The organism is Brachybacterium sp. GU-2 (assembly GCF_030866705.2).
Lineage (GTDB): Bacteria > Actinomycetota > Actinomycetes > Actinomycetales > Dermabacteraceae > Brachybacterium > Brachybacterium conglomeratum.
In genome coordinates, this window is record NZ_CP133037.2 from 3018538 (window position 1) to 3030731 (window position 12194).

A 12194-nucleotide genomic window follows, 5' to 3' on the forward strand; every position below is an offset into this window, starting at 1 on the left:
TCCTTACTTGGTGGAGGCACCCTTCGCACGCGCACGCGAGGCCTTCGCGGGCTCCTCGGCGGCGGGGGCCTCCTTGGCGGTGCCGTCCTTGTCAGAGGCGGCGTTCTCCTCCTCGGGCTCCGGCTGGGGATCCTCAGCGGCGGGGGCCTCGCCCTTGCCGGCGAACACCTCGGAGCGGACGCCCTTCGCGTCCGCGTCCGAGATGTCCTCACCGGCGAGGCGGACCCGTCCACCGATCAGCACGTTCTCGGTGAGGCGCGGCATCAGATCACCTTCAGCGACGCGGACAGGTTCGCGTTCTTCAGGATCGGGAGGAACGTCGAGTCGGCGTCCACCACGGTCTTGCCGGCGGTGCCCTCGGTGTCCCACACGGCTGCGACCGCGCCGGGCAGCTGACCGCCGATGGCGGAGAACTCGGGCTTGAACGAGGACTCGGTGAGGCCCCAGATCGTCGCGCCGAGCTCGGAAGCGCCACCGCTGACGTAGTCCGGCACCAGGATCAGGCGATCCTCGGGCAGGAGACGCGACTGGCCGATCTTGCCGTTGTAGCGGACCAGCTGGGGCAGGTCGGAGGCCAGGAGCACCTGGTTGACCTGCTCGAGGGTCGCCGGGCGGGTGACGTCGTTGACCTTCGACGCGAACTGCGCGTGGCGGAGGAACGCGTTGATCGCCTTCGTCGACGCGAGCGCGTACGAGGGGCGGGTGCCGCCGGACTTCTCCTCGAAGATGTCGACGAAGTCGCCGAGCGGCCCGAGCACGTCGGAGCCTGCAGCGGACACCAGCTGGGCGAGCGCCGCGGTCAACTCAGCGGCGCGGCCGAAGTCCTCGTCCAGACCGAAGTTCGCCTGGTCGATGGTGGCCTTGCCGGTCGCGAGCACGTTCGCACGCTGGCGGCGAGCCGCGTTGAAGATCGCCTGCGCGACGGAGTCACCGGCACGCTTGATGAGGTTCGCGTACCCCTCACCGCCCGCGAGGCGGGACATCAGCGCGTCGGACTCCGACACGGGGATGCGGCGGGAGAATGCGACCAGGTCGATCGTGCGGCGGGCCTGCTTGGGCAGGTCCCCGGTGGACGGCTGAGCGTCCCAGTCGCGGGCCTCGGCCTCGGGAGTCACGCCGGCGTCGCCGACGCTGAAGCGCACGGCGATGTTGTCGACCGTCTCGTCCGGGAGGATCTGCGAGAGCACGTCCTGCTCGGAGTACGACTCGATCCGGCCACGGACGAACCCGGTCGTCTCCGCCGGGGTCAGGTACTTGGTGTTGAGCGCCATGTCAGGCCTCCTCGACGATGATGTGGGTCAGCGCGGCCGCGGGGGCAGCGTCGACGACGGCCTGAGCCGCGGCGGACAGGAGCGGCTTGCGCACGTGCGCCTGCCGCATCACGGCGACGTTCAGCGCACCGTCCGCGTCGGTGACGCGATCGGAGACGGTGAAGCCGACCTGGTCGGTCTCGCCGACGGTCGGGGCGGCGTCGTCCTTGGTGTAGACGGTCGCGGCGCCCGCGGCGGTAATCACGACCGGCGACAGTGCCGGGACGGCCCCGTCGTTCACGTCGGCGGTCGCCTTGAAGGTGGTTGCGGTGTCCAGACCCAGCAGGGACGCGAGCGCCTTGCGGCTCGACACTCCCCGGCGGTCCTCGTCCTTGATAGCCATGAGGTGGCCTTCCTATGAGATGTGGGGTTGTTCAGGGGCGGAAGCTCTTCGCGGCCTCACGGCCCGCCTCGACCGAGCCCCCGGGCTGACCGGAAGTCGGACGCAGGGCGGGGCCCTGGTCGGCGCTGGACAGGTTCGCGAGGATCCTGTCCGCTGCCTGGTTCATCTCGTCCTCGGAGTCGCCCGTGACGAAATCAGCCCACTCGCTGGGCACGTTCTTCGAGGCCAGGACCGACGCGCGCATCTGCGCACGGGTCTTCTCGGCCTCGTAAGCCTGGGTGGTCTTCTCGAGCTCGGCGATGCGCTCCTGCGCCCGCTGCAGCTCGGTCTTCTCGGCGTCCTCGATCTCCTTCAGCCGAGCCTCGAGCGCGTCCGCGCGCTTCTTCGCCTGCGCGGCGCGGAGCCGCTCCGACTTCAGCGCCTTCATCCCCGGCTCACCGAGCGGCTCATCCGCATCGTCGTCGGCGGAGGGAGGATTCCCCTCCTCGTCGGAGCCGTCGGAAGACTTCGGGTCCCCGCCGCCATCCCCGTCGGGGGTCTCGGCGTACCGGAGTGCGCCGACGGTCTCGAGGAGGTTCATGAGGTTGCGATCCATCGCGGAGTCCTTTCACGCCCCCATCGCGGAGGCATGGCGAAGAGCCCCACCAGTCGGTGAGGCTCGAGATTGGTCATTGGTCAGCGAGCGCCGTGCTCGCCTCGGATGATCGCCAAGGCGATCTGCTCCTGGTTAGGAAGCTCGCGCGACTCGGCCTTCCACGCGTCTCGCTTCTCGCTGGGACGCAGTACGCGGGAGTAGATCTCCTCACGGAGCGCTTCCCGTTGTGTCGCACGCTCTTCGCCCGCACGGGCGTACGCGTCGTCCCATTGCCGGGTGAAGCTCTCCCAGCGGAGTTGATACTCCTCGGGGACGTCGTCCATCCCGTTCGCGCCGAACATGGCAATCGGCTCGCACCGGCAGTTCCCGTGGAATGGGGAACCGGGGCCCTGCTTCGAGCCTCGAGCCGCTCGCGCCTCCGGGGTCACCATCGGTTCGCCGTTCTCATCGATCCCCGCGTAGCGGAGGTACGGATGGAAGAACCGACGATGCTCATGGCGGTCTGACCGGTAGTACCCGTAGCGCGCTACAGTCCGGGACGCATCGGCCCGGTTGCTGTAGGTCCACTGCGACATCATCCGGCAGTACGCACACGCATCCGCGCTGGGGACGCGACGCCAGGATGCTTCCTCCGGAGACTCTGCAATCCCCTGGGAGACCGTCTCGCGCCCGACGTTCGTGACCAGACGAGTAGCACCCTGCACGACCTTCGGCAGGACTTCCTCCATCGCCCACGGCATCACCACATCGGTGAGAGCCCACTTCACGACCGGCTCGAGCATCGCCGCGGTGATCACGGCAGCGGTGGGCTTCCACGGCACGACGCTGAGGCCGGCAGAACGGTGGGCACTCTTCACGTACCCGACAGCGGCATCCTGTGACGACTGCGCGTAGGACGACAGAACCACCGGCGCTGCCGTCGCCATGTACTCGAACACATCGGATCCGCCGGGGGCGCGATCCATCAGCAGAGTCGTCACATGCGTGGTCGCATCGGCGATCTCGGCCGTCTCGCCCCGCCACTTCAGGAACGCATCCCAGCTCACGACTGCTCGACCCCGGACTCACGAGCAGCGACCAGAGCCGACGTGAGCGGATTCGACCGCGCGGCGAGCGCCTGCTCAGCGATCGCCTGCTGGTTCTTCCGCCGCTCCGCCTCCTGGAACGCCTCCGTGAGCCGCAGGGACGTAGCCCTCGAGTAGCCAGCCGCCTCGTACGTCACGACCTCACCAGGCACCACGGCACCCGCGGTCACGAGCGACGCGAGCGCCATCCGCTGCGAGTATCGGGTCGTCATCGCCGGATCGTGCATGTCGCACGCCAGCGCCTCGACATCAGTCGGCAGCGTGACGGAGTTGTTGGCGAGGAGCCACACGTCCTGCATCAGATCCACGGTCGGATCGTCGATGTCACGCCCCGTCTCGTCCGCGAGGTCGTTCAGCTCCCCGTCAGCACGGTCGATCGCATCGGCCGACGACGGGTTGTCGTGGATGACACCCAGCTTGTCCGGCGACAGCTGCGACTCCGCGGCGAACATCGTCGCCGTCATCCGCAGCTGATCCATATGGGGCTGCTGCGAGCCGATCTGGACCTGCCCGATCTTCGACTCCGGCGCATCCTTCACCGGAGCGCCGTCCTCGTCCCGCTCGTAGTCCAGCGCGAAGAACCGCGCCATCCCCGACCGGAACTGCTCCGCCGCCTCCGGAGGAGTGTTCGTCCCGTACAGCTGCGGGTACCCGTACACCTCACCGTTCATCTCGCCACGCAGGAACGACCGCGCACCCGAGCGAGCCAGCGACATCATCGGACGGTTGATCCGCGACTGCCCCCACGGCTTGTCCAGCTGAGGACGGAACCGGAACGCACGCAGCGACACCCTGCCCGGCAGACCCGTCGAGAACCGGCCCACCTGCCAGTCCGCACCGACCGTCGGCCGCTCGAGCTGGATCACCTGCCCGGGGTAGAACAGCAGCAGCGACTTCGGCCCGAAGTGCGACCACTCCTGAACCGCGAGACCCACACGGAGCCGGCCCGGACGCACCGGATCCCACAGCCCCGTCGCGTCCCGCGCCGAGTAAGCCTGCACCTGCAGCGTCCCCGCGTTCTTCAGCGTCGCCATGAACGCGACGCCGTAGATCAGCATCGACTGCACAGCCATCTTGTGCTGCTGGTAGAAGCCCGTGTCACGGAACGTCCTGTCGAGCCCGTCGAACCGATCGACCGAACCTCGACGCACGAACCCATCCAGCTGGATCCGGCGCGCCAGAGCATCGACGGCCGTCGCATTCCAGCCCAGCACCGACGCGTACGGCTCGAACTCCGGCGGGATCGCGACGCCCATGTTCACGAACGCCTGCTCCGCGTTGTAGAACACGAACCGCTCCCGGTTCCGCTGAGCGACCCGACGCACCTGCTCCGACATCTCCGCGATGTCCGCGTTCTCCGCGTCCGACAGCTCCGCGATCCGAGGAAGGTTCAGCAGCCGCTCCGGCTCATGCGAAACGTCCACCATCGGGCCAGGGCCGATACCGAGCATCACCGGATCACCGCCGTTCTACGTCTTGCAGGGACCTGCTTCTTCCGGGCGGCGCCAGCGGACATTGCATCCAGCCGTGCCTTCCATGCCATCACCGCCGCGTATGCGGCATCGATCTTGTCGGGGGAGTCGGGGTACGCCTTGTACAGCAGGTACCCGGACCTCGTGCGTCGCCGGCGCGCGTTCAGCATGTGCCGGATCAGGACCGTCGACCCATCGAGCGAGCAGTCACCGTTCACGACCGCGTCGTGGAGCTCCTCGAGGAGCCTCGGCACGTTCGCGTCCTTGCCCTTCGGCCAGTACGTCATCGGAGCGTCACGCTTCGCCTTCACCGTCAGGTGCCGGCCATGCCGCGCCTCCCACTCGGAGATCTGCGACGTCCACCCGTTCGGGTCCGCGTAGAACCCGACCACCGTGTACTGGTCGAACACCTCACGCACTCGAGCATCCACATCCGCGACGGGCACATGCCACTCCGTCGCGCTCCGCGGCTGCTCCCACACGTCCAACACGAACAGGTGCCCGTCCGAGACCCGGCACCCGATCAGAGCCGTCGCATCCGCCATCCCACGCGCACGCCCACGAGAGCCGTCGAACCCGACCACGATCGGATCATCCGGGCCGACGACCTTCACGACGTCGACCACCGCGGTGAGTTCCGGGCGGGACAGCCACGAATCCGACGCTGCGACCACCTGGTTCAGGTAGTCCGACCGAGCGACCTGCACATCCTTCGTCAGGTCCCAGAACGACTGGATCCGCGGCTCAAGGTCCGCATGCCCGGGAGGGCACGCCGGCTCATGGATCACGCACCCGTCAGGATGCTGCGACGCATCCCCGTACGCGATCCGCAGACCGATCGTCAGCGACTCACGATCCGCGACATCCGTGTCCCCAGGCGCCTCGCGATGGTCGTAGTACAGACCATCCGCGACCGCCTTCCCCTCCTGGATCATCGACCAGTAGTTCGCGGACTTCTCCGCGACACTGTCCTCGCCGGGGATGAACGCGTTCGGCGTCTCGAGATACGCACCACCGCGCTTCGCTGCGTTCGCGTCGATCACCTGATGGAGCCGGGCGCCACCATTCGACGACACCCACTCCTCCGTCTGATCACAGACCACGAAGTCCGAACGAGCACCCTTGATCGTCCGCGCCGACGTCGTCACCATCTCGAGGCGCCCCGACGGGAGGTTGATCCGATCACCCAGGATCTCCACACCCCGGTAGTTGTCCACCACCGGGCCCTCCATCATCTCCTGCAGCGCCGAGAACGTGTTCCGAGACTGCGTCTCCGACGTCGCGGCGACCTGGATCAGCGGCGTCCGGATCTCCGCCCACGGCTTCCCGACAGGCTGACCCGACGCATCCCAGCCATCGAACACGACCGGGCCCAGCCCCTCGACAGCCATCAGAGCAGCCGCGAACGGTGACTTCCCCCAGCCACGAGGACGCGACAGCACCCCGCGCCGGAACTTCCGCCGGCCCGTCACCGGATCCAGCCGGTAGAAGTTGATCAGGAAGTCTTCCTGCTCGGGGTAGAGCACGAACGGGCGCGGCTCCGCACCAGCATCCGGCTGCGCCAGGTTCGCCGAGATCCAGTCGATCACGTCGTACCCCAGCGTCGGGAACTCGTCCCCGTCCAGTGGCTCCCACGACATCCGCGGTCACCTCCTGGACACTCACTCCGCGGACGCCGGACGCTCCTCCGGACGCAATACCTTGATCTGTCCACGCCGAGCTCGAGCAGACTCCGCCGGCGCACTCCGCTTCGAGTCCGCCGCATCCGCGTCCGCGAACTGCATCCGCAGGCGAGCGCGGTCCTCCGGGGTGCTCCCGAACTTCGCAACACGAAGACGCAGCTCCGGCAGCGACGACATATGACCCCGACCCCACACCGCCGCATGCAGCAGCGCCGTGTCGAGCAGGAACGCCCAGTCCGTCGACCCGAAGTGCTCCGACTGCGGCGAGTCCCGCCACATCGCCCACCAGCGCCGAGTCGCCTCCGGCCACACGTACTTCTGCGCGATCAGCTCGCCGTCCTTCTCGACCTGAACATCGAACTCAGGGAGCTCCGGCTGCTCCGACTCCTCGAACCGAAGGATCGTCGTCGCCGACGGATCAGCGTTGCGCCGGACCCGCTTCGAAGGGTCCTTCGGCTGCGGTCCACGACCTGCCATCGCCACCACCTCCTGTCAGAACCAGAACTCCCCAGACCCGTACGGCTACCTAGCGACTAGCGACCCCGCCGCGCTCTGGGTGGGGGAGGGGAGGGCATACAGCCCCCTGACCTGCGGGTTTACTTGAGTCCGGGGTGGGGTTCGGTCTTGCGCTTCCAGCGGTGTTGTCCGCGGCGTGCTTCGGCTTGTGTCTTGTCGCTGTGGCAGGTCGAACAGGCTCCTTGGCCGTTCGCGGGGTCGAGCTCTGCGCCGCCTTCGGCGACGGGGACGATGTGGTCGGCTTCGTCGACGTGGCCGGTGCATCGTGGGCCGTTGATCTGGCAGTGCTTGTCGCGTGCCTTGATGGCGCGCTCCCATGCGATCTGCTGTGATCGTGTGGCGGTGCGCTGCGTGGGGTACTCGGTCCAGCTCACGTGGTGCTTCCTTCTGTCACGGCTGCTGGCTACGCTTCGCTCATGGGCTATCGAGAGTGGCGTGAGCGTCAGCTCGCGAGGGTTGATGCGATGCAGGCGCGTGCTGATGAGCGTGTGGTTCGGGCTGAGCAGCGTGCGGCTGATGCGCGTGCTGAGGTTGAGTCAGCGAGGTCTGTGCGTGCTTCGGAGTCCACGTTGTCGTGGGCTGAGTCGCGTGCTCGTGCGCTTGGTGAGGTCCATGAGGATCTGGTGTCTCGGGCGGAGGCTCTGGGGATTCCGTTGCCGTCGCCCGATCGTCAGTTGCGAGGTCGTGGTCTTGCGGCGTTGGGTGAGCTCGTGGTGCTCGATGGCTCTGGTGTTGAGGGTGGCACCGTTGATGCGTATGAGGCGTGGCGTGATCGGATCATCGTTGAGGAGTCGATGGTGGCGAAGCAGGCTCGTGGTGAGTCGCTGTCGTTGAGGGATCGCGCGGCGTTGAGGGTTGCTCGGTTCGCGTCGAGGTAGGTCGGGGCCGGCCGGGTTCCGGGGTGGGGGTGGGGTCCCTTGTCGGTGAGGGGTGGGTCCTGCCTGGGGGTTGGGTCCCTGGTTGTGGGGGGTGTGCACCGAGCCCCCGGGGGACTTGTTGGTCTCCCCGGGGGCTGGTGCTGCGCCGTGCCGTCGCGTGGGGGCGTCTGTGGCCCAGGTGTACGCGTGTGGCTGGCGCGTCCCGCGAGCGCCTGTCACCCGTGGGGCGCTTCGAGCGGGGGCTGGGTGCCGTGGTCGTCCCTGCTGGCGCTGGGTCGGTGGTCACGGTCTTCGGACATGCGAAAGGCCGCTACCCGTAGGGGTGAGCGGCCTGGGAGTGGAGACACTGGTGCCTCAGTCGGAAGGTTACACGATTGCGGGAGCGGATGCGAGTAGCGGGAATCCGTAGTGTTGGCGGAGGTCTTGGACGCGCCAGTGCTTGCCGTCGGGGTCGCATCGGTAGTCGGGTTCGCGGTGCTGCCTGCGGGCCCGGTCTCGTTCGGCGTTGCGGTCGCGCTTGACGCGGTTCTCGATGCCGGGGGCGAAGCGGTCGGCTTCGCGGAGCGTGAGCATCGTGTGGTCGGGGACAGCTTGGGCGTGGCGTTGGATCTCCTCGGCGTCCGCCATCGTGGGCGTGTCGTCCTTGGGGGCGTTGCCGGTGAGACGTGCGAGGCGCCACCACAGCGCGGTGAGGTCTTGTTGCCACTCCTCACCCCACGGGGACTCGAGGATCCGGGGGGTGTGGTCCCAGTGCCAGCGCCAGCACTCCGCCCAGGACCCGGCGTGCTGCTCCTCGGTGATGGTCTCCCGCCACTCCCGGAGGACTTGGTCGGGGTGGGGGAGGTCGTCGCCGTGGTCCGCGTCGCGGGACCAGGGGCCGAGCATGGCGAGGGCGTCACCGCCGGGGATCCGGTCGGTGGTGCCGCGGATGCCGGTGAGGTCCATGGAGTAGCCGGAGATGGTGAGCATGACGTCGTTGAGCTGGGCGCGCCATTCCCTGATGTCGTCGAGGCGGTTGCGGTGGCGGGCGATGAGGTTGAGGTGTTCGAAGTCGTCGAGGGGGTCGGTCATTCGTCGTCTCCTTCGAGGAGGTCGTCCTGCGTGAGCTGGGTGCGGGTGTCGCCGTCTGGGCGCTGCTGGACGTGCCAGACGGTTCCGTCCGCGTCGCGGTAGATGTACTCGCCGTGGTGCAGGTACCCCGCCGGCTGGTAGTTCGAGGCGGGGCCCACGTAGCCGCCTGCTGCGTAGCCGGTCTGGTTGGACTGCCTGCCGAGGATCCGGCGGAGGAGCGCGCGGGTGAGGTTGCCGATGGTGGTCACTGGTCGTCTCCTGCCTTGCGTCCGTATTGGGGGATCCCGCGCTCCTGGCGGTACTTCTCGACGTCGTGGTCGGTGAGCACGGCTCTGCGCTGTGCGGTCTTGTCGATCTGCTCGGCGACTTCGTCGGCGGTGTAGCCCCGGGCTTTGAAGTGGACGTGCGGTCCGGTGGAGTTGCCGGTCGGAGGGTTCTCCTGCTCGAGCTGTCCGCCGAGTGCGGCTCCGACGAACAGCAGCAGTACGCCGGTGAGGAGCCATGCCCACCACGGGCCGTACGGCTGCCAGATGGCGGCGAGGAGTGCGAGGACGGAGAGGGTGAGGGTGGCGCGGGCGAGGTGCTTCATCGGGGGTCCTCCGGGTCGGTGTATCGGGTGGCGAGAAGGCGTCGGGCCCCTCCGGCAAATGCCCGGGTGGTCGCGATCAGGGCCGGGGTGAGGGCGCGCCAGACGATGACGTAGGCGGTGGTGAGGTCTCGGGCTTTCGCCCGGTACGTGTAGCGGGGACGGACGGTCATCGTTCGATCTCCTTCTCGATCTCGGTGAGGTAGGTGGCGGTGACGGCGAGGAGCCGGGCCGCGGTGTTGAGGTGGTGGGCGAGGTCGTGGAGGGTCATGTGGCTCCGTGGGGTGTAGGCGGGCATGAAAGAAGCCGCACCCTTCACGGGTACGGCTGGGGGTATTCGTGGCGTGTGGGGCTACTGCTGGGGTTCCCAGGGGGTCGTGTAGCGGGTCATGCGGGGGAGCGAGTCGATCCACGCGACCATGAGGTCGTGGAACGGATGATCGCCGAGATGTGCGGTGCTGTAGCCGTCCTCGTCGATGAAGTACCAGCGCCCGTCGGCGTCCTGGTTGGGGGTGCTGTGCGGGGGCCAGGGGGCGTCGGTGAGCCGCGGGAACACGGGGAGCCCCTTGTGCTCCTCCTCGGCTTCGATGGGCACGAGAGCCGTCCAGCCGACCATCTCGGCGTTCGTGCAGTTCCCGCCCACGGCAACCCATACGTCCCGACCGAGGGGGGAGACCTTGTGGGCGTGGTCCATACCGGGGCCAGCGGCGTGACGGGCGAGAGTCCCGACGGGCAGTGCTTCGGCCTGCTCGGCGGACTCGATCAGGACAGGGCGGTACAGGGTGGTCATCGGGTCTCCTTCCGGTACTGCCAGTCCTGGCGGATGGGGCCGGGAAGGCTGAGCTTGAGCTGGATGCGGCGGCGCTGGACGGTCCGCAACCAGACCCAGCCGTGGGTGACGGTGTCGACGGGGCGCCAGGCGAACCAGCGATGCCAGGGGCCGATCGCGTTGTAGAACAGCGGCGCGGCGGTGTCCGTGTTCACGGGGTGTCCTTTCGCTGGGCGAGGGTCTGGCGGATCTGGGCGATGCGTGCCCGCGCCTCCCCTGGGGGAGGGGCGTCGAGCACTTCCGGCAGTCGTGCGCCCACTGATCCGGATGCTTCCCGCACTCCCTGCCGACGGGGATCTTCCGGGCCGCGCGGGCACGGACCCACGACGACACGTCCGACGGGCGGAGGAACCAACGCTCCGTCCGCGGGCCCTGACGGACGAAGTACTCGCGCGCAGCCTCGAGCCCCTCACGGGGGAGGCCGGCGAGAGCCTGGTGCCACAGCATCAGACGGTCACGGTTCGCGTGCCGGACCTTCTCCTGCTGCTCCACGGTGCCGGTGCGGGGCTGCCACTGCTCCACGAGGCGGGCGAGGATCAGCGACTCGACGTAGGCGGTGATCCACTCGCCGGTGACGGCGGTGCCCTGCCACTGGATCGCGGCGCGGGTCCCGTTAGCCGCGGTGACGATCTCGGTAGCGGGCTGGTCGAGGGTGTCGAGGGCGGATCCGATCGGGGTGGGGTCGTTCATGAGGGTGCTCCCATCTGTTGCATGTCGAAGTGGGCTTGGACGAGCGAGTCGCGGGAGTCGACCTCGCGGTTCGGTCGTTGTTGGGTGCTCCGGTCGGGGCGGGCGTTGCGGAGCCAGTTGCGGACGACGGCGTCCCAGTCGAGCCGGCGGTTGTTGCCGCCCTTGGACCAGTCGCGGACCTTCGCGATCTCGAGCTCGAGGTCGACGCCGCGCTCGGCGGCGAGCTGTCGATGCTCGGGCTTCGGCTCCCAGTCGTCGGGGATCTGGTGTGCGCCGCGCTTGCGCGGAACACTCTCCGTAGGAGAGTGCTTCTCCTCTTCTCCCCTTCTCCCCTTCTCCCCTTCTCCAATGGGTGACCCTTCGCGAAGGTCTCGCGAGGGTGTCGCGACGGTCTCGCGAGGCTTGGTGTTGTCGCTGGTGGGGAGGGGGTAGCGGGACTTCGCGGCCTTGTCGATGCGCTGATGCTTCGACCAGGCGTTGACGTACAGGTACGGCTTCCCCTCGAGGGTGTAGCGAGTGATCTGGCCACCTTCGGAAAGCCTCGCGAGGCTTCGCGAGACCGTCGCGAGAGTGTCGCGAGGGTCGTCCTCGAGGGGGAACAGGTCGGCCACGATCAGCTTCTCCACGTCCCGGCCGACGCCGTTGTCGTCGACGTAGGACCAGAGGCCGATGAACACGAGCCGGGTGGTCCAGTCCATCGCGGCGATGTCCTCACTCGACCAGAACTCTGGACGTATGCTGCGGATCCTCAACTCTCCGCCCCCTTCGCGATCTCGATGACCTCGTGCCACTGGGCGACGGGCACCTGGAAGCACTCGGAATACCCGGCACCGTTCCTGCCGAGATGCGCCGCAGCGTCAGCCTTGGACGCGAACGCGAGAGGCCACCGGCTACGCATCTCCTCCTGTACCTGGCTCTCGACGTTCAGCGCCTCGATCCCTTCGAACGACTGCAGGTACAGCAGCTCCCCTCCGCGGACCAGGTAGGGGCCGAAGCGCGTGCGTCCGGCGGAGGTGTACCCCGCCTTGACGACGCCAATGGCGGGCCACCCGACGATGTACACCTGACTCAGGAGCCATCTCCCTGCGCTGTAGTGGGCGAGCTCGTGCGGCTGTGAGCTCTCCATGTCGTTCCTCC

At 68.1% G+C, this 12194-nt stretch carries 17 protein-coding genes; all 17 read right to left on the minus strand.

Annotation, left to right across the window (positions count from 1 at the left end; translation table 11 throughout):
- Nucleotides 1-3 precede the first annotated feature (3 nt).
- A complete protein-coding gene (locus RBL05_RS13710) occupies nucleotides 4-264 on the minus strand; it encodes a hypothetical protein (protein WP_308739005.1) in 261 nt (86 codons plus the stop codon).
- Nucleotides 264-1271, minus strand: coding sequence for a major capsid protein (locus RBL05_RS13715; protein ID WP_308739004.1), 1008 nt, complete (start codon nucleotides 1269-1271; stop codon nucleotides 264-266). Before RBL05_RS13715 ends, RBL05_RS13710 begins: the two co-directional genes overlap by 1 nt.
- Before the next feature lies 1 nt (nucleotide 1272).
- Nucleotides 1273-1653 (minus strand): hypothetical protein, encoded by a 381-nt coding sequence (locus RBL05_RS13720; RefSeq protein WP_308739003.1) that lies wholly within the window; start codon nucleotides 1651-1653, stop codon nucleotides 1273-1275.
- Between the two features lie 31 nt (nucleotides 1654-1684).
- Nucleotides 1685-2248, minus strand: coding sequence for a DUF4355 domain-containing protein (locus RBL05_RS13725; protein ID WP_308739002.1), 564 nt, complete (start codon nucleotides 2246-2248; stop codon nucleotides 1685-1687).
- An 80-nt stretch (nucleotides 2249-2328) separates the two neighbouring features.
- Nucleotides 2329-3294, minus strand: coding sequence for a hypothetical protein (locus RBL05_RS13730; RefSeq protein WP_308739001.1), 966 nt, complete (start codon nucleotides 3292-3294; stop codon nucleotides 2329-2331).
- A complete protein-coding gene (locus RBL05_RS13735; protein ID WP_308739000.1) occupies nucleotides 3291-4787 on the minus strand; it encodes a hypothetical protein in 1497 nt (498 codons plus the stop codon). The genes RBL05_RS13730 and RBL05_RS13735 overlap by 4 nt, the downstream gene beginning before the upstream one ends.
- A complete protein-coding gene (locus tag RBL05_RS13740) occupies nucleotides 4784-6394 on the minus strand; it encodes a hypothetical protein (RefSeq protein ID WP_308738999.1) in 1611 nt (536 codons plus the stop codon). Before RBL05_RS13740 ends, RBL05_RS13735 begins: the two co-directional genes overlap by 4 nt.
- Before the next feature lie 72 nt (nucleotides 6395-6466).
- Nucleotides 6467-6970 (minus strand): hypothetical protein, encoded by a 504-nt coding sequence (locus RBL05_RS13745; RefSeq protein WP_318603776.1) that lies wholly within the window; start codon nucleotides 6968-6970, stop codon nucleotides 6467-6469.
- 113 nt (nucleotides 6971-7083) lie between these two features.
- The gene (locus RBL05_RS13750; RefSeq protein WP_308738997.1) at nucleotides 7084-7377 is read right to left on the minus strand and encodes an HNH endonuclease; all 294 of its coding nucleotides are present in this window, start codon (nucleotides 7375-7377) and stop codon (nucleotides 7084-7086) included.
- Nucleotides 7378-8247: 870 nt separating this feature from the next.
- The gene (locus tag RBL05_RS13755; protein WP_318603779.1) at nucleotides 8248-8952 is read right to left on the minus strand and encodes a hypothetical protein; all 705 of its coding nucleotides are present in this window, start codon (nucleotides 8950-8952) and stop codon (nucleotides 8248-8250) included.
- Entirely contained in the window at nucleotides 8949-9200 is a 252-nt protein-coding gene (locus tag RBL05_RS13760; RefSeq protein ID WP_308738995.1) for a hypothetical protein, read from the minus strand. Before RBL05_RS13760 ends, RBL05_RS13755 begins: the two co-directional genes overlap by 4 nt.
- Nucleotides 9197-9541, minus strand: a complete 345-nt coding sequence (locus RBL05_RS13765) for a hypothetical protein (RefSeq protein ID WP_308738994.1) — start codon at nucleotides 9539-9541, stop codon at nucleotides 9197-9199. The genes RBL05_RS13760 and RBL05_RS13765 overlap by 4 nt, the downstream gene beginning before the upstream one ends.
- Nucleotides 9538-9711, minus strand: coding sequence for a hypothetical protein (locus RBL05_RS13770; protein ID WP_308738993.1), 174 nt, complete (start codon nucleotides 9709-9711; stop codon nucleotides 9538-9540). The genes RBL05_RS13765 and RBL05_RS13770 overlap by 4 nt, the downstream gene beginning before the upstream one ends.
- A gap of 179 nt (nucleotides 9712-9890) precedes the next feature.
- A complete protein-coding gene (locus RBL05_RS13775; protein ID WP_308738992.1) occupies nucleotides 9891-10328 on the minus strand; it encodes a hypothetical protein in 438 nt (145 codons plus the stop codon).
- A complete protein-coding gene (locus RBL05_RS13780; RefSeq protein WP_308738991.1) occupies nucleotides 10325-10522 on the minus strand; it encodes a hypothetical protein in 198 nt (65 codons plus the stop codon). The genes RBL05_RS13775 and RBL05_RS13780 overlap by 4 nt, the downstream gene beginning before the upstream one ends.
- A 531-nt stretch (nucleotides 10523-11053) precedes the next feature.
- Nucleotides 11054-11755 carry a hypothetical protein gene (locus RBL05_RS13785; protein WP_308738990.1) on the minus strand — a complete coding sequence of 234 codons (702 nt, stop codon included), beginning with the start codon at nucleotides 11753-11755 and terminating at the stop codon, nucleotides 11054-11056.
- Between the two features lie 50 nt (nucleotides 11756-11805).
- Nucleotides 11806-12183 (minus strand): hypothetical protein, encoded by a 378-nt coding sequence (locus tag RBL05_RS13790; protein ID WP_308738989.1) that lies wholly within the window; start codon nucleotides 12181-12183, stop codon nucleotides 11806-11808.
- Between the last annotated feature and the right edge of the window lie 11 nt (nucleotides 12184-12194).